A 21,148-nucleotide genomic window follows, 5' to 3' on the forward strand; every position below is an offset into this window, starting at 1 on the left:
CCTTTAAAATCTGCGCGTTTTATTGTGATACAAAAGCAGTTTCACTGAATCCAAGAACAGCAGCAATTTTTTTCATTTCTTCATCAGATAATGAATCTGCATTCATAACAACACCTGCCGGGTTTCCGCCATCTTTTGTTTTAGCAAAGGAGTTTAATGTGCATACGTTTATCTTCATATCTCCAAACTCCAATTTATCACATAGTACGGCTTAATCCGACAATTACTTCTGTATGCGCCGTTCCCGGGAAGAGGTCCGCGGCCACGGCCCGTTCCGCCCGATAGCCCAGCTCGGCAAACCGCTTCAAATCCCGAGCCAGCGTCGCCGGGTCGCAGGAGACATACACCACCCGCTCCGGTCCCATGGCGGCCACGCTGTCCACCACCTCCGGGGCCAGCCCCTTCCGGGGCGGGTCCACGCAGATCACGTCGGGCCGCAGGCCCTCTCTTTCCAGCTTCGCCGCAATATCCGCTGCGTCCCCCTGAAAAAACTCTGCGTTTGAAATTCCGTTCCGCTCCGCGTTCTCCCGGGCGTTTTCAATTGCTTCCGGTACGATCTCCGCGCCGATTACCCGCTTTGCCGCCTTCGACATTGCCAGCGTGATGGTCCCGGCCCCGCAGTACAAATCCAGCACCGTCTCCGTCCCCGTCAGCCCCGCGAACTCCACAACCTTGCCGTACAGCACCTCCGCCTGCTCCCGGTTCACCTGATAAAACGACGGCACGGACAGCTTGAACTGCAACCCACACAGCTCGTCCATCAGAAAATCCTGCCCCCAAAGCGTCCGATACCGCTCCCCCAGAATCACGTTGCCCCGGCTGACGTTGCCGTTGAGCACCACGCCCACGGTCTTGGGCGCGGCGGCCAGAATCATGGCGGACAGCTCCGGCTCCCGAGGGGCGTTTTTCCCGTTCAGCACCACGCAGCAAAGGCTCTCCCCCGCCCGGTTGGTTCGGACATAGACATGCCGCACCAGGCCCTTCCCCGTTTTTTCGTCATAGGGGGAAACGCCGTATTTTTTCATCCACGCGCCAACGGCTCCGGCGGTTTTGTCCGCGGCGGGGGCGCAGATTTGGCAGCGCTCGACGGGAATCACCCGGTGGCTCCGCCGCCGATAAAAGCCCACCGCGCCGTCGGCCCCCACCGGGTACTGGGCCTTGTTGCGGTAGTGAAGCGGATTTTCCGCCCCCAGAATTTCCTCTGCCCGCAGCATAAGGCCCCCGATGCGCCGGAGCGCGTCGTTCACCTTTTGCAGCTTGGATTGCAGCTCCTCTGCATAGGTCATATGGCGGTAGACACAGCCGCCGCACTCCCCGAAATAAGGGCAGTCCGGCTCCACCCGCTCCGGTGAGACGGTCAGAATTTCTTCAATTTCCCCCGCGTAGCTGGTTTTCATAGCCTTGACAATGCGAAGCCGCACCTCTTCGCCGCGGACGGCGCGGGGTACGAATACCACCGCGCCGTTGATGCGAACAATGCCTAAGCCCTCGCTGGAGTAGCCCTCCACCGTGCCGGTATATGCCTGATTCAGCAATAAACGTTCCATAATCGTTTCCTTATTGTAAAGTGGCAGGAACGGACAGGCGTTACGCCTCCCACTTGTCCAAAACCTGCTTGAGCTGGTCGGCAAGCCTGCCCACGCTCTTGTTATCCCGGCCTCTGGCCCGGGTAATGGCCTCCGCCACGCGCCTGCCCACAGCCGTCAGCCGTTCATAGGCCGCCGACAGCTTCACCCCGTCCACGGTCTTGGCCTTGCGCTCGGGCAGATATCCGGTTTCAATCTGCCGGTTGGCGGCCAGATCGTAAATCTCCGTATATTGCGCCGCGTGAGCGTCTAAACCCATGCCCCGCAGCGTCTCGGCAAAGAAGGGCGCCACATCCCGGTCGCCGTGAACCACAAACACCTGCTGAGGTTTGGGGTCCTTGAACTCGGAAATCCATGCAATTAGATGATCCCGGTCTGCGTGGGAGGACAGGCCCGTGTAGTTCACCCTCTCCGCCCGGACCGTAATCTCCTCACCGAACATCTTGACGGTCTGCGCTCCGTCCAGCAATTGCCGTCCCAGAGTCCCCTCTCCCTGATAGCCCACGAAGGCGATGGTGCTTTCGGGCCGCCAGAGATTGTGCTTGAGATGGTGGCGGATACGCCCCGCGTCGCACATGCCGGAGGCGGAGATGATGACCTTGGGCGTGCGATCCTCGTTCAGTGCGCGGGACTCGTCCACCGTCTCGGTCATGCGCAGGTCGGGAAAGTTGAACATATGGGTCCCGTCAGCCACCAGCGCCAGCGCGTCCTCGTCCAGATAGCCCCTCAGGTCGCCTGTAAAGACCTGTGTCGCCTTTCTGGCAAGGGGCGAGTCGATATAAACCGGGAAGTTGGGAACAGACTTTACCATACCCTTGTCCTTGATCTCCCGGATAAAGTACAAAAGCTCCTGCGTGCGGCCCACGGCAAAGGAGGGAATCACCACATTGCCGCCTCGGGCCATGGTCTTGTCGATGATTTCCGCCAGATCGTCCGTATAACTCCAGACCTCTTTGTGGTTCCGGTCGCCGTAGGTGGACTCCATCACCACATAGTCCGCCCCGGGGAATGTGGAGGGGTCCCGGATGATGGGCTGGTCCACGTTGCCAATGTCCCCCGAGAAAACAATGGTCTTGGTCACACCGGCCTCGGTCATTTCCACCCAGATAAACGCGGAGCCAAGGAGGTGGCCCGCATCTTGAAATTTCACCCGCACGCCCTCGCACAAGTCAATGATCTGATTGTACTCGCAGGGGTGCACATACTCCCCCACCTTCTGGGCATCCTCCACGGTGTACAGCGGCTCCATCGGCTCGCGGCCCGCCCGCTCGCCCTTGCGGTTTTTCCACTCCGCGTCCTGCTCTTGAATGTGGGCGGAGTCCAGCAGCATAATGTTAATCAAATCCGCCGTAAGACGGGTGGTAACTACCTGACCCCGGAACCCGTCCCGAATCAACTTGGGAATCCGGCCCGAGTGGTCGATGTGGGCGTGGGTCAGCAGCACATAATCCACACCGGCGGGATTGAAGGGAAACTCCTCGTTGGAGACCTCATCCCGCCCCTGCTGCAAGCCGCAGTCGATTAAAATGGTTTTGCCGTTGACCTCCAGACAGTGGCAGCTACCGGTGACGCTCTGATCCGCGCCAAAAAAACTCAGCTTCATGGAATGTCCTCCCGTATTTTTTAGAGTTTCACATTTATAATATCGCAGAGCAGGGCTTGTCCGCCCCGCAGTGTTACTTCCTTTACAGCACCTGTCAGCGGTTCAAAATCTCCACCTGAAGCCCCGCCAGCACGTCCATGGTCTTTTCGTGCAGATCGGGATCAAAGCTGGCGGTAAGTCCGGCATCCACCACGATGCGGGCCTGAGGATAGCGGCTTTGCAGCACCGCCGCGTTGCTGACAACGCAGATGTTGGACACCAGCCCGCAAAGCTCGATGCGCTCCGCTTCCTTGGGCAGCTCCGCCAGCACCGCCGGATCGCCGGTATCCATGCCGAAGGCGGGCTTGTCGATGCCAACCGCCCCCACCTCTTCAAGGGCCTTGGCCGTCTCACCGTAGTTTTCCCAGCCGGGGGTCCCTTTTACGCAGTGGACCACGGGTAAAAACGCCCCTTCCCGGGTTTGAAGGTAATCCTCGGAATGGGTGTCTCTGGTAAACCAGACGCGGCCCGGACCATAGGCCCGCACTCTGGCGGCAATGGACCCGTCCAGCTTTTCCGCGCCGGGAAAGCCAAGGGCTCCATCCACAAAATCATTTTGGTAGTCGATGACAAACAGGCAATCCATACCGATTCCCGATCCTTCCCGCTGCCAGTCGCAGCCGCTTATATTTTACCGTTTATTCCTGCTATTGTAGCATCAAATTCTTAAATGCACAATAAAAAACCCAAGGGTTCTTGCCTCCTTTTCCGCTCCTCCGAGAGGGAAATCTATTGCCCTTCCCGCCCAAACGGCGGTTTTGCCCGAATTTGCCGAATTTTTTTGTGAAAAAGAGAAAAATCTTTCTTCGCAAATTGACTTTTGACACCAAAACCGCTACAATTATGCCAGCTCAAAGTTCCTAATTAACACAGATTCTTTTGTTTTTGGGGAGCTTTGAGCTAAATTATTTTGGAGGTCTTTTCATGAAAAAGTTGTTTGCGCTTGCTCTTGCACTGGCTATGACGCTATCTCTGGCCGCCTGCGGAGGCGGCTCCACTCCCCCCGCCGGGTCCACGCCCTCTTCCGGCTCGGGCTCCGAGGCTCCCGCCGGAAAGGTATACAACGTGTGCAACCTTGTCAACGGCAATCTGGGGGACAAGTCCTTCTTTGACTCTGCAAACGCCGGACTTGAGCAGTTGAAGGCCGACGGCCGCATCACCCTGAACACCATTGAAATGGGCGGCACCGACGCCGACCAGCCCACTTGGCTGTCTAACCTCTACGAGGTGTCCGACTCCGGCGAATACGACCTGATTGTCTGTGGTACTTATCAGATGCCCGAGTATCTGGACGAGGTGGCCGCCAAGTATCCCGACCAGCACTACCTCATTTATGACTCCGAGTCCAGCCAACCCAACGTGGTGAATATCAACTATAAGCAAAACGATCTGGGATATCTGATGGGCGTGTTTGCCGCCAGCATGACTGTTGACACCACCGTGGACCACATCAATGAAGACGCGGTGCTGGGCTTCGTCGGCGGCGTGGACAGCCCCGTCATCAACGACTTCCTGTACGGCTTTATTCTGGGCGCTCAGAGCGTCAACCCCGACGTGAAGGTGGACACCCGCTACACCAACGACTATGTGGATACCGCCATCGCCAAGGAATATGCCAACTCCATGATTAACGACAACAAGTGCGACGTGATCTGGGGCGTGGCGGGCAACTCCGGCAACGGCGCTGCGGAAGCCGCTCTTGAAACCGGCAAGGCATGGTTCTTGGGCGTGGACTCCGACCAGGAGCTGACTTTCTCTCCTGATCTGGCCGCTATCACCCTCACCTCCGGCCTGAAGAACATCGGCAACTCCCTGATCTGGTTCTTTGACCAGTGGGACGCCGGTCAGGACCTCTTCGGCCAGAACATCCTGCTGGGCATCACCGAGGGCGGAGTCGGCATTGTCACCGACAAGAACTATGACAAATATGCCTCTGCCGAGACGAAGGCCGCCGTGGAGGCCGCGCAGAAGAGCATCATCGACGGTGCTGTCACCGTTCCCTCCGCCATCACCGACAGTGACGGCGTTGTCGCCCTGCGCGAGGCGGTCCGTCCGTAATCTTCCCGCTTTTTCAGACAAAGAGGGGGCCTTCGCCCCCTCTTTGTCTCTCCCGCCCGGGCGCGGAGCGAGTGGCAGGCCGCTCGTTTCGCGCGCGGACAGGAGGCCAGTCCGCCGAAATCCGTTTCAACCACCCACAGAAAAACGCAGAGGGGGAATCCCATACATGCAGGAGCACAAACAAGAGGAGTACGTCGTTCGGATGCTTGGCATTACCAAGGTCTATCCCAACGGCATCGCCGCCAATCAGGACGTTGAGCTGAACATTCGCAAAGGCGAAATTCACGCCCTGATGGGAGAGAACGGCGCGGGGAAATCTACGTTGATGAAAATGCTGTTCGGTCTGGAGCAGCCTACCGGCGGCGAAATCTGGCTGAACGGGGAAAAGGTGTCCCTTACCTCCCCCTCCGTGGCTATCTCCAAAGGAGTGGGCATGGTCCACCAGCACTTTATGCTGGTGCCCAGCCTTACCGTGGCGGAGAATATGGTGCTGGGGATGGTTCCAAAAAAGTCCAGTTTTCTGATTGACGAGGCAAAGGCCGTCCAGATTACAAAGGAATACTCAGAAAAATTCAATCTCCATGTGGACCCCAACGCCCGGGTATGCGACATTCCCGTGGGCATGAAGCAGAAGGTGGAGATTCTCAAGGCTTTGGTCCGGGGCGCAAAAATTTTGATTCTGGACGAACCCACCGCCGTTTTGACTACGCAGGAAACAGCGGAGCTGTTTAAGGAGCTGATCCATCTCAAGGAGCAGGGCTACACCATTATCTTTATCTCCCACAAGCTGACCGAAATTATGCAGATTACCGACCGCATGACCATTCTCCGGGGTGGAAAGTCCATGGGCGTCTACGAAACCAAGGACGTAAGCCCGGAGAAAATCTCTCGCCTGATGGTTGGCCGGGACGTGGTGCTGAAGGTGGAAAAAGGCAAGGCGGAGCCGGGAGACACCGTGCTGCGGGTCCGAGATCTGGAATACGTCAACGAGTGGGGCAAAAAAATGCTGGACAAGCTGTCCTTCGACCTGCGCCGAGGCGAGATTTTGGGCATCGCGGGCGTGGAGGGCAACGGGCAGAAGGAGCTGGTGGACATGCTGTTCCACCTGAATCTGCCCAACGCCGGTTCTGCCGAAGTAAGCGGCATCAGCGTTCTGGGCCAGTCCCAGCGGAAAATTCGGGAACTCGGTGTGTCTCTGGTTCCGGAAGACCGGATGATTTACGGCATTGCGGGAGACGGCACCATTGAGGATAACCTGATTTCCGACCGGGCCGGGGCAAAACGACTGAACCGGGGCCCCATGTTTGACATGAAGGCCATCCACAAAGAGTGCGACCAACTAATTGCCGACTACACTGTTTTGTGCAAATCCGGGGCCCAGCAAGTGAAAATGCTCTCCGGCGGCAACATTCAAAAAGTGGTGGTGGCTCGGGAATTTTCCAACAGCCCTACCCTCATTATTGCCGACCAACCCACCCGTGGTATTGATGTTGGCGCGACGGAGTTTATCCGCCGCAAGCTGGTGGAGCTTTCCCGCTCTGGCATTGCCGTGCTGCTGGTTTCCGCCGATCTGAACGAGGTCATGGAACTGTCCGACAGTCTGATGGTCATGTACGGCGGACGGATTGCCGCTTATTTTGAAGACACATCCAGCCTCACCGACGAGGAGATGGGCGAATACATGCTGGGCCTGAAGCAGCAGGCCCCTGAAGAGATTGGGAGGGTCTGCCATGAATAAGAGACAAAGCATACTCTTCAGTCTCATCCGGGGCGGCGCGGCTATTTTGATTGCCCTGCTGGTGACAACGCTTCTGATTTTTATTTCTGCCGACGCGCCGGACGGCGCCGCTTTTGGCGCGGCTGTCTCCGCCAAGCTTTCGCTGACAGGGGGCGCCCTGCGCCAGCTTTTGATCGGCCCCGCCTTCCGGGCAAACGGAAGCATCAGCGTCAAAAACCTTTCCGACATTCTGGCTTCCATGATTCCCATTATCTTTACCGGCCTTGCCACCTGCGTCATGTTCTCCGCCAACCAGTTTAACCTTGGCGCGGAGGGCGGCGTCATGTTGGGTGCCTTTACAGGTGCGCTGGCCGCCATTTATCTGGATCTGCCCGCAGGGCTTTTGCCCGTGGTGTGTGTGCTGATCGCGGCGGCCTCCGTGGGCGTGATGATGCTGATTCCCGCCGTGCTGAAAGCAAAGCTTGGCGTCAGCGAAATGGTAAACTCCTTAATGCTGAACTACGTGGTGATGTACCTCATCAAATATCTGCTGAACACCTATCTGGCCGACAAAAGCAAGGGGCAGATTCAGTCCTATCCCTTTCAGACAGGGGCCGCGATTCCTCAACTGGTGGACAACGGGTCCAAGCTCTCTTGGGGCTTTGTGGTGGCGCTGGCCTTCGTGGTGATCACTGCGCTGTTTATGTACCGCACCCGCTGGGGCTATGCCATCCGCATGATCGGCATCAATCAGGACTTTGCCATGTACTCCGGCATGAAGGTGGGCGGCATCGTGATTCTTTCGCAGGTGCTGGGCGGCATTCTCGCGGGCATGGGCGGCAGCATTGAGATGCTTGGCCGCTATACCTCCTTCTCTTGGGGCGCTTTGCCGGGATACGGCTGGACCGGCATCACCGTGGCGATTCTCGCCGGAAACAACCCTGCCTTTGTGCCTCTGGCGGCCTTTTTTATGGCATATCTCAACAAGGGCTGCAACCTGATGTCCACCTATTCCGGCGTTCCCGCCCAGTTGATTGACATTATTCAGGCGTTGATTTTCCTGTTCTTCGCGGCAGAGCAGTTCCTCTCCCGCTACCGGCAGAAGCTGGTGGTCCGCAACACGCAGGCGGAGCTGGCCGCAAAGGCCACTCCGGCGGAAGGGAGCGTGAAGTAATATGCTGCTGGAACGTATTTTTACCATGGATTTCTTTTTCTCCGTCTTGCGCATCACAGCACCTATTCTTTTCGCCACGCTGGGCGCTGTCATCGGAGAAAAGGCCGGTATTTCCAACATCGGCCTTGAGGGCATCATGATGATCTCTGCCCTCTTCGGCTCTCTCTCCGCGTATTGGAGCGGAAGCTGGCTTGTGGGTGTTCTGCTGGCCCTGCTGATCGGGATTCTGGTGTCCCTGCTGATGGGCTTTTTCTCTTTCAACCTGAAAACCGACATTATTCTAACCGGCGTGGCGGTGAACATGATCGGTTCGGGCGGCACGCTGTTTCTGGTAAAAGTCATCACCCAGCTCACCGAGGGCTCCGCCATGGCCTCCACCACCTCCCTGATTACCAAAAGCCTTCAGACGCCCTCCGTCAACATTCCGCTTTTGAAGGATATCCCCATTCTGGGTGGCATTCTCTCCGGCCACAGCGTGTTGACTTACCTTGCCTTTTTGCTGGTGTTTCTCACTTGGGTGATGCTGTATCGGACTCCGCTGGGCCTGAACATCCGCTCTGTGGGTGAAAATCCCAACGCGGCGGCCTCTGTGGGCGTCAGCGTGCTGCGCATCCGGTATATTGCCATCGGCTTTTCTGGGGCCATGGCGGGCCTTGGCGGCGCGTATATGTCTATGTACTACGCCATGGGCTGGTCCCAAGACATGGTAGCGGGCCGAGGCTTTATCGCCCTCGCGGCGCAGGCCATGGGCGCGGGTGAGCCTTTCGGGGCCATGCTGGCGGCGCTGGTCTTCGGTCTTGCTCAGGCGCTGGGCATCAAAGTTTCGTCTCTGGGAGCGGACTCCAATCTTGTTTCTCCTATCCCCTATCTCGTGACCATTCTGGGGCTTGTGATTTTTGCTCTGGTGGCCCGGAGCCGCACGCGGCATCGTCATTCTGCCGCCGCGTTGGCCTCCACCGCCGGAAAGTAAGCTGCACACAGCCCGCCTGAAAGGAAACCGCATATGAAAAGTCCGAAAAAATGCCCTGTGATTCTTGATGGCGACCCCGGCCACGACGACGCCATGGCTTGGATGCTGGCGCAGGCCAGCCCGGAGCTTGACATTCTGGCCGTCACCTCCTCCGCCGGGAACCAGACCATTGAGAAAACAACCTTTAACGCCCGGCGCGTGTGCGCCTTGCTGGGGATTACCGCGCCCATCGCTATGGGCCTGCCCAAGCCCCTTCTCTGCGACCCTATCACCGCCGGGAATATCCACGGGCAGACGGGGCTGGATGGCCCCAGTCTTCCTCGTCCGGAAGACCCGCTCTCCCCCTTAAGCGCAGTGGAACTGATGGCAAAGGTCCTGCGGGAAAGTCCCGACCCCGTGACCATCATTGCCACCGGACCGGAAACGAATGTTGCCGCCCTGCTGCTGTCTCATCCGGAGCTGAAAGCCAAGATTGCTCAGATTTCCGTCATGGGCGGCGGACTGGGCTTCGGCAACTGGACTCCGGCGGCGGAATTTAACATTCTGGCGGACCCGGAGGCGGCGGAAATTGTCTTTTCCTCCGGTCTTCCCCTTTTGATGTCCGGACTGGATGTAACGGAGCAGGCCCTGATTTTCCCCAAGGATTTTGAGCGCATCCGGGCCGTTGGCAATCAGGTGGCGGGCGTGGTGGCAGACTGGCTGGAATTCTTTTTCAAGTTCCACAGGGACCTTGGTTATCAGGGCGCCCCCGTCCACGACGCGGTGGCCGTGGCGGCCCTGCTGCACCCGGAGCTGTTTACCATTCAGGAGATGTATGTGGGCATTGAAACCGGCGGAGAATACTGCCGCGGCGCCACCGTGGGCGACCCGCAGGGGAAGTTTCACCGCGCGCCCAATGCCCGGTGTGTCCTGAACCTTCAGCGTGAAAAATTTGTGGACCTGATGGCCGAGGCCGTAAAAACCTACGACGGACGGGAGGTTGCGGTATGAGTAAAATCCCTGTCTGGTTTGATACCGATTTGGGCGTGGACGACGCGGTGGCTCTGCTGGTGCTGGCGCGGCTGCCTCAGCTTGAGTTGAAGGGCATTTCCGCCGTGGCGGGCAATGCAGAGTTACATCGGACCTTTGAAAACGCCCGGAATGTCTGTCATCTGGCGGGTATTGAGACGCCCGTCTATCCCGGCGCGAAGCACCCCTTGTTCGTCCCGCTGCACACCGCCCCTCTGGTCCACGGCATAAACGGCGTGGGCGAGGTGGAGCTTCCCTCCTCCCCCGCAATCAGGGAAACCATACCCGCGTGGGACGCGCTGTACGAGGCGGCAGAAGCCGCCGACGGTGAGCTTCAGGTTTTGGCAGTGGGGCCGCTTACAAACCTCGCCATCGCTCTGGGCAAGTACCCCAAGCTGAAAACTCTTTTAAAGCGCATTCTTATCATGGGCGGCGCGGCGAAAGGCGGCAATGTGACTCCCGCGGCGGAGTTTAACATCTACGGCGATCCTCATGCCGCGCAGGCGGTCTTCCGCTCCGGCATTTCCGTAGTCATGTGCGGACTGGACGTGACCATGCAGGCCTATCTCACCCCTGAGGAAGTGGACGGGATTGGCGCGCACGGCACGCCGGTGTGCCGCTTCGTCCGGGAGAGCAACCAGTTGGCCCTGAGCTTCTTTGAGCGGCTAAACGGCCCCGGTCTCTGCTGCCACGACACCTGCCCCGTGCTGTTTCTGGCCTGTCCAGAGCTGTTTTCCGGAGAGACGGCGGGCGTTTACGTGGAAACCCGGGGGAATCTCACGCTGGGCAAAACCGTCACGGATTTGTGGAGCGACAGACAGTTCCCCCAGCAAAACGTCTTCGTGGTGCTGGATGTGGACCGGGACAGCTTTGCCGCAAAGGTTCGGGAACTGCTGCTGCAATACTGAGGTCGGCATTGGAATATTACAAGGCGGCTTTTGGGCGACTCCCAAAAGCCGCCTGTTTTGCGTCAAATACCCTATAAACGGACTCTCTCAATAAAAAACGGAGCGGTGTGCCTAAAGCACACCGCTCCATATTTTGAGTAATTCAGTCATTCCAAAAGCGCATGAATGCAGCATTCAGAAATTCTTACTTCTCCTCGACCTCGATGACAGCGCCGGAACCAACGGTACGGCCACCCTCACGGATAGCGAAACGCAGGCCCTTCTCGATAGCGATGGGGGTGATCAGCTCCACGTCCATCTCCACGTTGTCGCCGGGCATGCACATCTCAACGCCCTCGGGCAGGGAGATGACGCCGGTCACGTCGGTGGTACGGAAGTAGAACTGGGGACGATAGTTGTTGAAGAAGGGGGTGTGACGGCCGCCCTCGTCCTTGCTCAGAACGTAGACCTGGCCCTTGAACTTGGTGTGGGGGTGAATGGAGTTGGGCTTCGCCAGAACCTGGCCACGCTCAATGCCATTGCGGTCCACGCCGCGCAGCAGCACGCCGATGTTGTCGCCAGCCTCAGCGTAGTCCAGCAGCTTGTGGAACATCTCGATGCCGGTGACGACGGTCTTGCGCTTCTCTTCCGCCATGCCGACGATCTCGACTTCCTCGCTCAGCTTCAGCATACCGCGCTCCACACGACCGGTGGCCACGGTGCCGCGGCCAGAGATGGTGAACACGTCCTCGACGGGCATCAGGAAGGGCATATTCTCCTTGCGCTCGGGGGTGGGGATATAGTCGTCAACCGCGTCCATCAGCTCCTTGATGCAGGCATACTCGGGAGCGGCAGGATCGGTGGACTCACAAACCAGCGCGTTCAGCGCGGAGCCCTTGACGATGGGCAGGTCGTCGCCGGGGAACTCGTACTTGCTCAGCAGCTCGCGGACTTCCATCTCTACCAGCTCCAGCAGCTCGGCGTCGTCCACCTGATCGCACTTGTTCAGGAACACAACGATGGCGGGCACGCCCACCTGACGGGCCAGCAGAATGTGCTCGCGGGTCTGGGCCATGGGGCCGTCGGAAGCGGCGATAACCAGAATTGCACCGTCCATCTGGGCAGCGCCGGTAATCATGTTCTTGATATAGTCGGCATGGCCCGGGCAGTCAACGTGAGCATAGTGACGCTTGTCAGTCTCATACTCAACGTGAGCGGTGTTGATGGTAATGCCGCGCTCTTTCTCCTCGGGAGCCTTATCAATGGAATCGTAGGCCTCAAACTTGGCCTTGCCCTGCAGGGACAGCCACTTGGTAATAGCGGCGGTGAGGGTGGTCTTGCCATGGTCAACGTGACCGATGGTACCAATGTTTACATGGGGTTTTGTTCTCTCAAATTTCTGCTTAGCCATTTGATGATCCTCCTGTCAATTTAAAAAATCCTTGCGGGCAGCGCAGTTATATTCAGTGCTCCCCATTTTACAGTAAAATACGGGGAAAATCAATCCCCAATTATTCAGCCTTGTTCCCGTTGCGGGTAGCCACAATCTTGTCCCGGATGTTCTTTGGGATTTCGATATAGTGGCTGGGTTCCATGGTGTACTGACCACGACCCTGTGTGCGGGAGCGCAGATCGGTGGCATAGCCGAACATTTCGGCCAAAGGCACATGAGCGTCAATCTGCTGGGCGCCGGGACGGGCCTCCAGCTTGATGATCTGTCCGCGGCGGCTGTTCAAATCGCCGATGACGTCGCCCATATACTCGTCGGGCACGGTGACGGAAACCTTCATGATGGGTTCCTGCAGCGTGGGATCAGCCTTGCGGCAGGCCTCCTTAAAGGCCATAGAGCCAGCGATCTTAAACGCCATTTCAGAGGAGTCCACCTCGTGGTAAGAGCCGTCGTACAACGTGACCTTCACGTCCACCACGGGGAAGCCAGCCAACACGCCGCCGTTCAGAGCGCCCTGAATACCGGAGTCGACCGCGGGAATATATTCCTTGGGAATCGAGCCGCCCACGATGGCGTTGACAAACTCGTAGCCCTTGCCGGACTCGTTGGGCTCCACACGGATCTTGACGTGACCGTACTGGCCCTTGCCGCCGGACTGGCGGGCATACTTGGTGTCCTGCTCCACTTTTTTCTTGATGGTTTCCTTGTAAGCCACCTGAGGTGCGCCCACGTTGGCCTCCACCTTGAATTCGCGGAGCATACGGTCCACGATAATGTCCAGATGCAGCTCGCCCATGCCGGCGATAATGGTCTGCCCCGTCTCATCGTCGGTCCATGTCTTGAAGGTGGGGTCTTCCTCCGCCAGCTTGATCAGGGCCATCGTCATTTTTTCCTGACCGGCCTTGGTCTTGGGCTCGATGGCCACGCGGATAACGGGATCGGGGAACTCCATGGACTCCAAAATAATGGGGGCCTTTTCGTCGCACAGGGTATCGCCGGTGGTGGTATTCTTCAGGCCCACAGCCGCTTCAATGTCGCCTGCGAAGACCTCATCAATATCCTCCCGGTGATTGGCGTGCATCTGCAAAATGCGGCCGATGCGCTCTCTCTGGTTCTTGGTGCTGTTCAGCACGGAGGAACCGGTGGTCAGATGCCCGGAATAGACCCGGAAAAAGCTCAGACGGCCCACATAAGGGTCGGTCATGATCTTAAACGCCAGAGCAGAGAAGGGCTCGTCGTCGCTGGGCTTGCGGTCTTCCTCCGCCTCGGTCTTGGGGTTCACACCCTTGATGGCGGGAATGTCCACAGGCGAGGGCATATAGTCCACAACCGCGTCCAGCAGCTTCTGCACGCCCTTGTTTTTATAGGACGTGCCGCAGGTGACAGGAATCATCTTGTTGTTGACGGTGGCCGTGCGGATTGCCGCACGGATCTTCTGCGCGGAAACCTCTTCGCCGCCAAGATAAGCTTCCATAATGGAGTCGTCAAACATGGACACTGCGTCCATCAGCTTCTCCCGGTACTCATTGGCAAGATCGGTCATGTCGGCGGGGATATCTTCCTCACGCATGTCCTTGCCCTGATCGTCATAATACACGTCCGCTTTCATGTCCACCAGATCGATGATCCCCTTAAAGGTATCCTCGCTGCCGATGGGAAGCTGGATGGGGACGGCGTTGCACTTGAGCCGATCCTCCACCATCCGCAGAACGTTGTAAAAATCCGCACCCATGATATCCATCTTATTGACGTAAATCATGCGGGGAACCTTGTAGGTGTCGGCCTGCCGCCACACGGTTTCAGACTGGGGCTCCACGCCGCCCTTGGCGCAAAGCACCGTCACAGAACCGTCCAGCACGCGCAAAGAGCGTTCCACTTCCACGGTGAAATCCACATGGCCCGGGGTGTCAATAATGTTGATGCGGGTATCGGGGAACTGGCTCTTAGAGCCCTTCCAGTGGCAGGTGGTGGCAGCGGACGTAATGGTGATGCCACGCTCCTGCTCCTGAGCCATCCAGTCCATGGTGGCCGTGCCGTCATGGGTTTCACCGATCTTGTAATTCACACCGGTGTAGAACAGGATGCGCTCCGTGGTGGTGGTTTTACCCGCGTCGATATGGGCCATGATGCCGATGTTACGGGTGTTTTCGAGCGAGTTTTTTCTCGGCATAGTCTTTCTCCTTAATAGCGGAAATGCGCAAACGCCTTGTTGGCCTCGGCAGCCTTGTGGACTTCCTCGCGCTTCTTGACGGCGGCGCCGGTGTTGTTGGATGCGTCCGTGATCTCATTGGCCAGGCGCTCCGCCATGGTGCGCTCCCCGCGGGAGCGGGCATAGGCGGTGAGCCACCGCAGGCCCAAGGTCTGACGGCGGGCGGGACGAACCTCCAGGGGCACCTGATAGGTGGCGCCGCCCACTCGGCGGGCCTTGACCTCCAGGCTGGGCATGATGTTCTCCATGGCCTGAGTGAACACTTCAACGGGGTCCTTGTCGGTCTTCTCCTTGATTTGGTCGAAGGCCGTGTAGACCACCTTCTGGGCTACGCCCTTCTTACCGTCCAGCATCACGCTGTTGACCAGCTTGGTCACCAGAATGGAGCCGTAAACGGGATCGGGCAAAACCTCTCTTTTGGGAACGTTACCTCTTCTCGGCACGATGCTTCCCTCCTTCATAATAATATGATGTCATAGGTACTCAAAAGGCAAATTTGCCTTCCGTGAATGCCCGCCAAAGAGGTGATCTATATAAACCTATTCGGCAAAGCTTTCAGTGAGTTGTCCTTACTTGGACTTGGGCCGCTTGGCGCCGTACTTGGAACGGGACTGCATACGACCGGAAACGCCCTGCGCATCCAGAGTACCGCGGACAATGTGGTACCGAACGCCGGGGAGATCCTTCACGCGGCCGCCGCGAATCATGACGACGGAGTGCTCCTGCAGGGAGTGACCCACGCCGGGGATATAAGCGGTGACCTCGTAGCCGTTGGTCAGACGAACACGGGCGATCTTACGCAAAGCGGAGTTGGGCTTCTTGGGGGTAGCCGTTCTCACAGCGGTGCAAACGCCTCTCTTCTGAGGGGAGGGCAGATCGGTGCTCCGGTTCTTCAGGGTGTTCAGGCCGAACTGCAGCGCGGGGGATGCGGACTTGTAGCTGGCCTGCTCCCGTCCTTTACGGACCAGTTGGTTAAAAGTAGGCATACTGTTCTCCTTTCTTGTCAAATAGGTTGACTGTAAAACGCACAGCCTTTATTTTTCGCGGAAAGCCGGTAAGCTATTCCGAAAAAACCGAAATGTTCCATCCTATTTCAAAAGGACGGCTACGGCGGCGCCCACGCTGATGCGGCAGGCGGCGCCAAGCTGCGCCATGGTGTGCTTCCCTTCAACAGGGACGCCCATCTTCTCGCAGCTTTTTGCAAGGGCCTCCAGCAGCGCCGGGTCGGCATCGCAAGCCAGAAACGCCTTTGCGGCCTGTCCCTGCGCAATGGCCCTGTGGGACTGCTTCACGCCCACGACTCTGGATTTTCCTGTCAATTCCTCCAGCACGGGGTTCTCCCTCACATTCGCATGGCAAAATTCGCGGAATATCCGCGCAGAATGGAATTATATCATGACTTTTTGCCGCAGTCAAGCATTTGTTCCCAAGATTTCCTTTCCGGTGGACCTTTTTCGTGCACAAATCCCCATCTGTTCTTTTAAGGCAAAAATCCCCGGAACCAAGCGGTTCCGGGGATTTCGTGAAAAATCAACGCTTGGAGAACTGAGGTGCGCGGCGGGCGGCCTTGAGACCGTACTTCTTGCGCTCCTTCATGCGGGGGTCGCGGGTCAGGAAGCCGGCCTTCTTCAGGATGGGCCGGTTGTCCTCGCTGGCCAGCAGCAGGGCGCGGGCAATGCCATGGCGCAGAGCGCCGGCCTGACCGGACACGCCGCCGCCGGCAACAGTGGCAACAACGTCCATCTTGCCGGTGTTGGAGGTGGACTCCAGCGGCTGACGGACCACCATCTTCAGGGTATCCAGACCGAAATACTCGTCAATGTCCCGGCCATTGATGACAATGGAGCCAGTACCGTTGGGGAACAGGTGAACGCGAGCCACGGAGGACTTTCTCCGGCCAGTGCCGTACAGATAGGGCTTCTTAGACTGATACATTCTGTTCTTCCTCCTTATTCCGCGTCGAGCGCCACGGGCATCTGTGCCTGCTGCTCATGGTTTTCGCCGGCATAGATGTGCAGCCGGGTCAGAGAAGAGCGGCCCACGCTGTTCTTGGGCAGCATGCCCCGGACAGCCTCGCGCATAGCAAGCTCCGGCTTCTCCTGCATCAGGATGCGATAGGGGGTCTCCTTCAGTCCGCCGATCCAGCCGGAATGTCTCCGGTAGATCTTCTGGTTGCCCTTGTCGCCGGTCAGCACCGCCTTGGAGGCATTGATGATAACCACAAAGTCGCCGCAGTCGGCATGGGGAGTGAAGGTGGGCTTGGTCTTGCCGCGCAGAATGTCGGCAGCTCGGACGGCCGTCTTGCCCAAGGGCTTGCCGGCGGCGTCCAGGATGTACCACTTGCGCTCAATATTGGACGCGTTGGCCATAAAAGTGGACATGTTGTTTCCTCCGTATATGAAATTCTTGATCTTCTTTACAAACCTGACGGATCAGGGTAAAATCAAAGCACGTTTATTTATACCACCCTATTTCGGCAATGTCAACACAAATCTGATTTAGATATATGATACCTTCGATTATCTCTATTTTTCTCAAGATATCTCTCGAAATTGCTTGTTTTATTTTTGATTTTTACAAAAAGAACGGGAGCGCTTCTCCGCCCCCGTCTTTCATCAAGCACCTGATTTTAATATGTAGCCACTAGAGAATCCACTGCACCAGTAACAGAAGCACAAACCCCGGCAGGCCCAGAATCCCCACCACCAGGGCATTCCAGATGTTCAGGCCCAGTGCGATGCCGGTCCACGGGGCCGTCAGCCCCGCTAGATACAACGCGAGAAAACCCAGAAAGGTGTTGGCCAACAGCTTGACGGCCAGCTTCAACGGCGCCTTGAAAATGCGCAGCAGCGCGGCTAGCAGAAAAATCGCCAGCACTCCCAGAATGATTTTATGACTTAAGTCCATGTGGCGGCCTCCTCCGTCCGGGTCATCGCCGCTGTGTCGGGGCAGCGGGCCTTGATGGCGCGGATCAGGTAATTGCACCGGGCTTTGGCCGCGCTGATCTGGTAGACGCAGGACTCCACCAGCTCCGGGTCCGTTGCCAGATCGAACTGACAATACGCCAGAGACAGCTCACCTTGGGCCGCGCGCAGCTCGCTTTGCAGGATCGACAATTCGGACTCCTGTACGGGACGCTTGGAAAAGAATAAGTTTTTCATATGACTCCCCCGTTTCTTTGCGCACTATATCTTACGGGGAGTTTGGACAATTATTCCAATTTCTATACGGAGGTTTTCATGGAGCACGAGGATTTTATGCGCCGGGCGCTAGCGCTGGCCCGGGAGGCTGCGGAAGCCGGAGAGGTTCCCGTGGGCTGCGTCATTGTTCGGGAGGGCGAAATTGTCGGCGAGGGCCGCAATCGGCGGGAGGAATGCGGCCTTGCCTCCGCCCACGCAGAAATGGACGCGATTGCCGCCGCCAATCGCCGCCTTGGAGACTGGCGGCTGGAGGACTGCTCCCTGTACGTAACGCTGGAGCCCTGCCCCATGTGCGCCGGAGCAATCTTAAACGCCCGGATTGCCAAAGTTTTTTACGGCGCGCGGGACGGGATCTTTGGTGCCTGCGGCGGGGTAACAAATCTGTTTATAGAGAGCTTTCCCAACCCCCCGGCGCTGGTAGGCGGAATTTTGGCAGAGGAGTGCCGTGCGCTTCTGGCCTCGTTTTTTCAATCCCTTCGGAATGGCGATCACGGCAAATAGCGGCTTCTCTTTTTTGTCCGCTTCCATGCATTCCATTAAATAAAGTAGGCGGCGCAAATGCGCCGCCTACTTTTCCTTTCGGTCCGAATCACCGAAGGACTTCCCCCAGACGGAGCGCCGCAGATGAAAATTCTCTTGCGGTATTCTCTGTCCGGTATCACCAGATGCCCAAGATCCTTTGCAGCACAAGGCTGACCACGGTAATGCCCACCCAACAGCAGGCCCCCAGGGCCAAAGGCTTCCCTCCGGTTTTAATCAGCTCGACGAGGTTGCTGTTCAGCCCAATGGCGGCCATTGCCACTACAATAAAAAACTTGCTCAGCTCCTTCACCGGACCAAAAACCGCCGCCGGAACCCCCATCCGCAGCGCCACGGTGGTGACAACGGAGGCCGCCACGAAGTAGAGAATAAAGAAGGGGAAAATATCCCGGAGCCGCAGGGCCTTCCCCGTACCCCCGGCAGCCTTTTCCCGGCGGGCGCGCATCAGCGCCAGCACCAGCGTGATGGGGATGATGGCAAGGGTTCTGGTCAGCTTTACGGTCACGGCCTTGTCCAGCGTGGCGGAACCGAGATTCCACATACTGTCCCATGTGGAAGCGGCGGCAGTGACAGAGGAGGTATCGTTGATGGCCGTGCCTGCAAACACGCCGAAGGTCTCGCCGGAACCAGTGTCAAAGCCCAACACACTTCCAAGGAGGGGAAACAACACCGCCGCCAACACATTGAAAAAGAAAATCACCGAGATGGCCTGCGCCACCTCTTTATCGTCCGCGTCGATCACAGGGGCGGTGGCGGCGATGGCGCTGCCACCGCAGATAGAGGAGCCCACCCCCACTAGCGTGGAGATGTTTCCGGGGATGTGAAGCGCTCTATGCAACGCGGCGGCAATCATAAGAGAGGTTGCGATGGTGCACAGGATGATGGGCAGGGACTGCTTCCCCGTCTCGATCACTACCCGCAGATTCATCCCAAAGCCCAACAGGATCACCGCCCACTGAAGAATCTTTTTGGAGGCAAATTTGATTCCGCTCTCCAAACGGTCCCTGCTTCGTAGGAAAAACGCGATCACCATTCCCGCCAGAATGGCAATCACCGCCCCGCCCACCACAGGAAACCGCTTGCCCAGCAGCCAGGACGGCGCGGCAATCGCCAGACACAGCAACAGCCCCAGTCCGTTTTTCTTTAAAAATTGCATTGGTCTTTCCTCTTTTCACAAAATTCTCTCGCTATCATACGCCTTCTAACGCGGAAATTCAAACGTCTTATTTGTTTTTAATTGGCGGTAGAAGATTTCATACTTTTGTAACAATCCTTGCTTTTTCGGTTAACATATTGCCGTTATTATAATACTTGCAAGAGACAAAACTTCTTTTCATCCAATCTTCCAAAAGTAAAACGGGCCAGCCTGCCGGCTGGCCCGTTTTGCTGCGCCTGCACCTTGTGCGAAAAGAAACCGGTTCCCGTTTTTCCCCGTTTACTCCGGAACCTGATCACCGGGCGGCGAATTATTGGACTCTTCCCCGCAGAACTGCTCCAGCAGCGTCCTGATTTCGCTGAGCAGTTCGTTCTGATAGCTGAGGGCGCAGCAGATATAATGCAGCGTGGACTCCGGGAGCGCCGGGCCACCAGTCTGCGGAATAGGATGAACCCACCGGCGGACTTCCGGTTCGCAGGCGCCCGCTTCCGGGATGGGGGAAGCAGCCGCGCTCCGGCCCCGATTGAATTTATTTTCCATCAAAGCTCCCTCCAGTTCTAAACTGTGCCGGTTTCCGGGCGGCTTTTGCCTCCCGTCACCGATGCCCGTGGAGATATTTTTCCTTGGTGGCAATTCCGCCCCGGATATGGCGCTCCTGCTTGTTCACGTCCAGCACCCGCCGCGCCTGCGCCGCCAGCGCCGGATTCATTCTGGGCAGCCGCTCTGTGATGTCCTTATGTACGGTTGATTTGGAAATTCCAAATTTTCCGGCGGCGGCGCGGACCGTCGCCCGGTTTTCTATGATGTACTGGGCCAGTTGCTCGGCCCGCTCCTCCATGTTTCCCTTCAAAAAGCAACACTCCCCGCCTTGCGTTGCTCCATCCTATGCAAAAAGCCAGACGGTTATGTACGTCAAACGCGCGGGGCGGGACGACGCGTAATTTACAGCCTCGCAGCAGGCTTTTCGGAATCAGCCGCCGCAGCCCCCCTTCTCATACACAAAAGAGCAGAGCCTTTCGCACACCTAAGTATTGCCAAAGGTCCCGCTCTTTTTATTTGTACCTTAGCACACCGAGAGCACGCATACTCAGTCCGGCTCCCCCGTCTTTGAAGTCTCAGCATCCGTGTTGGGGCCATTGTAATAGCGATAGACAAACCTTCCGTGCTGAAGGATATCGGTATACATGTCATATTCCTGCCGGTTTCGCAATTCTCCCGGCGTGTGGCCGGTAATCTGCTTAAACACCTTTGAAAAATAGTGAATATCCCGAAACCCGCTGCTCTCGCAAATATCGGACATTTTCTCGTTGGTATAGCGAATCATATCCACAGCCTTTGAGATGCGGAGATAGCTGGCATAATGAACGATTGTCATGTCCGTCGCCTGCTTAAATACCTTGCAGAGATAATTTCGGTTATAGGTCAGTTCCTTCGCCATCCTGTCTAAAGACAATCCTTCACAAAAATGATGCTGGACATAGTCTGCAATCTGACGGCAGAGGCCGTCCAGACGCTCCATTTTTTCATGAAGCTGCGGAAAAAGGAATTTGG

24 protein-coding genes are annotated in these 21,148 nt (G+C 57.4%); 7 read left to right on the top strand and 17 right to left on the bottom strand.

Features of this window, described 5'->3' with window-relative positions; all coding sequences use genetic code 11:
• Window positions 1–19: 19 nt before the first annotated feature.
• The 4 genes from RTK01_RS09920 to RTK01_RS09935 all read right to left on the bottom strand — a co-directional run bounded on the left by RTK01_RS09920 (window position 20) and on the right by RTK01_RS09935 (window position 3,814).
• Window positions 20–178, bottom strand: coding sequence for a PhzF family phenazine biosynthesis protein (locus tag RTK01_RS09920; protein WP_397352662.1), 159 nt, complete (start codon window positions 176–178; stop codon window positions 20–22).
• A 19-nt stretch (window positions 179–197) separates the two neighbouring features.
• Window positions 198–1,547 carry a 23S rRNA (uracil(1939)-C(5))-methyltransferase RlmD gene (gene rlmD / locus RTK01_RS09925; RefSeq protein ID WP_312280814.1) on the bottom strand — a complete coding sequence of 450 codons (1,350 nt, stop codon included), beginning with the start codon at window positions 1,545–1,547 and terminating at the stop codon, window positions 198–200.
• Between the two features lie 40 nt (window positions 1,548–1,587).
• Window positions 1,588–3,189, bottom strand: coding sequence for an MBL fold metallo-hydrolase (locus RTK01_RS09930; protein ID WP_312280815.1), 1,602 nt, complete (start codon window positions 3,187–3,189; stop codon window positions 1,588–1,590).
• A 94-nt stretch (window positions 3,190–3,283) separates the two neighbouring features.
• On the bottom strand, window positions 3,284–3,814 hold the full coding sequence (locus RTK01_RS09935) for an isochorismatase family cysteine hydrolase (RefSeq protein WP_312280816.1): 531 nt from the start codon (window positions 3,812–3,814) through the stop codon (window positions 3,284–3,286).
• A 338-nt stretch (window positions 3,815–4,152) separates the two neighbouring features.
• Between RTK01_RS09935 and RTK01_RS09940 the strand changes: the two genes are divergently transcribed.
• From RTK01_RS09940 to RTK01_RS09965, 6 genes are all read left to right on the top strand, one after another.
• Entirely contained in the window at window positions 4,153–5,286 is a 1,134-nt protein-coding gene (locus tag RTK01_RS09940) for a BMP family ABC transporter substrate-binding protein (protein ID WP_312280817.1), read from the top strand.
• 166 nt (window positions 5,287–5,452) lie between these two features.
• Window positions 5,453–7,024 carry an ABC transporter ATP-binding protein gene (locus RTK01_RS09945; RefSeq protein WP_312280818.1) on the top strand — a complete coding sequence of 524 codons (1,572 nt, stop codon included), beginning with the start codon at window positions 5,453–5,455 and terminating at the stop codon, window positions 7,022–7,024.
• On the top strand, window positions 7,017–8,177 hold the full coding sequence (locus tag RTK01_RS09950) for an ABC transporter permease (protein WP_312280819.1): 1,161 nt from the start codon (window positions 7,017–7,019) through the stop codon (window positions 8,175–8,177). The genes RTK01_RS09945 and RTK01_RS09950 overlap by 8 nt, the downstream gene beginning before the upstream one ends.
• 1 nt (window position 8,178) lies before the next feature.
• On the top strand, window positions 8,179–9,147 hold the full coding sequence (locus RTK01_RS09955) for an ABC transporter permease (protein WP_312280820.1): 969 nt from the start codon (window positions 8,179–8,181) through the stop codon (window positions 9,145–9,147).
• 33 nt (window positions 9,148–9,180) lie between these two features.
• Window positions 9,181–10,137 (top strand): nucleoside hydrolase, encoded by a 957-nt coding sequence (locus RTK01_RS09960; RefSeq protein ID WP_312280821.1) that lies wholly within the window; start codon window positions 9,181–9,183, stop codon window positions 10,135–10,137.
• A complete protein-coding gene (locus RTK01_RS09965) occupies window positions 10,134–11,063 on the top strand; it encodes a nucleoside hydrolase (RefSeq protein ID WP_312280822.1) in 930 nt (309 codons plus the stop codon). Before RTK01_RS09960 ends, RTK01_RS09965 begins: the two co-directional genes overlap by 4 nt.
• A 184-nt stretch (window positions 11,064–11,247) precedes the next feature.
• Here the strand turns inward: RTK01_RS09965 and tuf are convergent, their stop codons facing one another.
• From tuf to RTK01_RS10010, 9 genes are all read right to left on the bottom strand, one after another.
• Window positions 11,248–12,453: an elongation factor Tu gene (gene tuf, locus RTK01_RS09970; protein ID WP_312280823.1), complete on the bottom strand. Its 1,206-nt coding sequence runs from the start codon at window positions 12,451–12,453 to the stop codon at window positions 11,248–11,250.
• Between the two features lie 100 nt (window positions 12,454–12,553).
• The gene (gene fusA, locus RTK01_RS09975) at window positions 12,554–14,662 is read right to left on the bottom strand and encodes an elongation factor G (protein ID WP_312280824.1); all 2,109 of its coding nucleotides are present in this window, start codon (window positions 14,660–14,662) and stop codon (window positions 12,554–12,556) included.
• A gap of 11 nt (window positions 14,663–14,673) precedes the next feature.
• Window positions 14,674–15,144: a 30S ribosomal protein S7 gene (gene rpsG, locus RTK01_RS09980; RefSeq protein ID WP_293009524.1), complete on the bottom strand. Its 471-nt coding sequence runs from the start codon at window positions 15,142–15,144 to the stop codon at window positions 14,674–14,676.
• A 126-nt stretch (window positions 15,145–15,270) separates the two neighbouring features.
• The gene (gene rpsL / locus RTK01_RS09985; protein ID WP_294853347.1) at window positions 15,271–15,687 is read right to left on the bottom strand and encodes a 30S ribosomal protein S12; all 417 of its coding nucleotides are present in this window, start codon (window positions 15,685–15,687) and stop codon (window positions 15,271–15,273) included.
• A 102-nt stretch (window positions 15,688–15,789) separates the two neighbouring features.
• A complete protein-coding gene (locus RTK01_RS09990; protein ID WP_312280825.1) occupies window positions 15,790–16,032 on the bottom strand; it encodes a ribosomal L7Ae/L30e/S12e/Gadd45 family protein in 243 nt (80 codons plus the stop codon).
• A 199-nt stretch (window positions 16,033–16,231) separates the two neighbouring features.
• Complete coding sequence (gene rpsI, locus RTK01_RS09995; protein WP_293009527.1) at window positions 16,232–16,636, bottom strand: 30S ribosomal protein S9; 405 nt, start codon at window positions 16,634–16,636, stop codon at window positions 16,232–16,234.
• 14 nt (window positions 16,637–16,650) lie between these two features.
• On the bottom strand, window positions 16,651–17,082 hold the full coding sequence (gene rplM / locus RTK01_RS10000; protein ID WP_312280826.1) for a 50S ribosomal protein L13: 432 nt from the start codon (window positions 17,080–17,082) through the stop codon (window positions 16,651–16,653).
• A 262-nt stretch (window positions 17,083–17,344) separates the two neighbouring features.
• Window positions 17,345–17,608: a pro-sigmaK processing inhibitor BofA family protein gene (locus RTK01_RS10005; protein ID WP_312280827.1), complete on the bottom strand. Its 264-nt coding sequence runs from the start codon at window positions 17,606–17,608 to the stop codon at window positions 17,345–17,347.
• Window positions 17,599–17,862 (bottom strand): DUF2508 family protein, encoded by a 264-nt coding sequence (locus tag RTK01_RS10010; protein WP_312280828.1) that lies wholly within the window; start codon window positions 17,860–17,862, stop codon window positions 17,599–17,601. Before RTK01_RS10010 ends, RTK01_RS10005 begins: the two co-directional genes overlap by 10 nt.
• Window positions 17,863–17,940: 78 nt before the next feature.
• On the opposite strand from RTK01_RS10010, the gene RTK01_RS10015 reads away from it, so the two are divergent.
• Window positions 17,941–18,402: a nucleoside deaminase gene (locus tag RTK01_RS10015; RefSeq protein WP_312280829.1), complete on the top strand. Its 462-nt coding sequence runs from the start codon at window positions 17,941–17,943 to the stop codon at window positions 18,400–18,402.
• Window positions 18,403–18,559: 157 nt separating this feature from the next.
• On the opposite strand, the gene RTK01_RS10020 is transcribed toward RTK01_RS10015, so the two are convergent.
• The 4 genes from RTK01_RS10020 to RTK01_RS10035 all read right to left on the bottom strand — a co-directional run.
• Window positions 18,560–19,597, bottom strand: a complete 1,038-nt coding sequence (locus RTK01_RS10020; RefSeq protein ID WP_312280830.1) for a YeiH family protein — start codon at window positions 19,595–19,597, stop codon at window positions 18,560–18,562.
• A 279-nt stretch (window positions 19,598–19,876) separates the two neighbouring features.
• Window positions 19,877–20,137 carry a hypothetical protein gene (locus tag RTK01_RS10025; RefSeq protein ID WP_312280831.1) on the bottom strand — a complete coding sequence of 87 codons (261 nt, stop codon included), beginning with the start codon at window positions 20,135–20,137 and terminating at the stop codon, window positions 19,877–19,879.
• Between the two features lie 55 nt (window positions 20,138–20,192).
• The gene (gene spoIIID / locus RTK01_RS10030; RefSeq protein ID WP_293009569.1) at window positions 20,193–20,447 is read right to left on the bottom strand and encodes a sporulation transcriptional regulator SpoIIID; all 255 of its coding nucleotides are present in this window, start codon (window positions 20,445–20,447) and stop codon (window positions 20,193–20,195) included.
• 237 nt (window positions 20,448–20,684) lie between these two features.
• On the bottom strand, window positions 20,685–21,148 hold a 464-nt coding region (locus RTK01_RS10035), incomplete at its 5' end, for an AraC family transcriptional regulator (protein ID WP_312280832.1).

Origin of the sequence: Oscillibacter sp., from assembly GCF_031978065.1 — a bacterium.
GTDB lineage: Bacteria > Bacillota > Clostridia > Oscillospirales > Oscillospiraceae > Oscillibacter.

Coding starts and splice junctions, on each gene's coding strand:
- RTK01_RS10010 (WP_312280828.1), bottom strand. CDS start 17,862: ATGAAAAACTTATTCTTTTCCAAGCGTCCCGTACAGGAGTCCGAATTG.
- RTK01_RS09920 (WP_397352662.1), bottom strand. CDS start 178: ATGAAGATAAACGTATGCACATTAAACTCCTTTGCTAAAACAAAAGAT.
- RTK01_RS09930 (WP_312280815.1), bottom strand. CDS start 3,189: ATGAAGCTGAGTTTTTTTGGCGCGGATCAGAGCGTCACCGGTAGCTGC.
- RTK01_RS09940 (WP_312280817.1), top strand. CDS start 4,153: ATGAAAAAGTTGTTTGCGCTTGCTCTTGCACTGGCTATGACGCTATCT.
- fusA (WP_312280824.1), bottom strand. CDS start 14,662: ATGCCGAGAAAAAACTCGCTCGAAAACACCCGTAACATCGGCATCATG.
- RTK01_RS09935 (WP_312280816.1), bottom strand. CDS start 3,814: ATGGATTGCCTGTTTGTCATCGACTACCAAAATGATTTTGTGGATGGA.
- RTK01_RS10025 (WP_312280831.1), bottom strand. CDS start 20,137: ATGGAAAATAAATTCAATCGGGGCCGGAGCGCGGCTGCTTCCCCCATC.
- RTK01_RS10005 (WP_312280827.1), bottom strand. CDS start 17,608: ATGGACTTAAGTCATAAAATCATTCTGGGAGTGCTGGCGATTTTTCTG.
- RTK01_RS10015 (WP_312280829.1), top strand. CDS start 17,941: ATGGAGCACGAGGATTTTATGCGCCGGGCGCTAGCGCTGGCCCGGGAG.
- rpsL (WP_294853347.1), bottom strand. CDS start 15,687: ATGCCTACTTTTAACCAACTGGTCCGTAAAGGACGGGAGCAGGCCAGC.
- RTK01_RS09945 (WP_312280818.1), top strand. CDS start 5,453: ATGCAGGAGCACAAACAAGAGGAGTACGTCGTTCGGATGCTTGGCATT.
- RTK01_RS09960 (WP_312280821.1), top strand. CDS start 9,181: ATGAAAAGTCCGAAAAAATGCCCTGTGATTCTTGATGGCGACCCCGGC.
- rpsI (WP_293009527.1), bottom strand. CDS start 16,636: ATGTATCAGTCTAAGAAGCCCTATCTGTACGGCACTGGCCGGAGAAAG.
- RTK01_RS09955 (WP_312280820.1), top strand. CDS start 8,179: ATGCTGCTGGAACGTATTTTTACCATGGATTTCTTTTTCTCCGTCTTG.
- RTK01_RS09950 (WP_312280819.1), top strand. CDS start 7,017: ATGAATAAGAGACAAAGCATACTCTTCAGTCTCATCCGGGGCGGCGCG.
- RTK01_RS10020 (WP_312280830.1), bottom strand. CDS start 19,597: ATGCAATTTTTAAAGAAAAACGGACTGGGGCTGTTGCTGTGTCTGGCG.
- rlmD (WP_312280814.1), bottom strand. CDS start 1,547: ATGGAACGTTTATTGCTGAATCAGGCATATACCGGCACGGTGGAGGGC.
- tuf (WP_312280823.1), bottom strand. CDS start 12,453: ATGGCTAAGCAGAAATTTGAGAGAACAAAACCCCATGTAAACATTGGT.
- rplM (WP_312280826.1), bottom strand. CDS start 17,082: ATGTCCACTTTTATGGCCAACGCGTCCAATATTGAGCGCAAGTGGTAC.
- RTK01_RS09965 (WP_312280822.1), top strand. CDS start 10,134: ATGAGTAAAATCCCTGTCTGGTTTGATACCGATTTGGGCGTGGACGAC.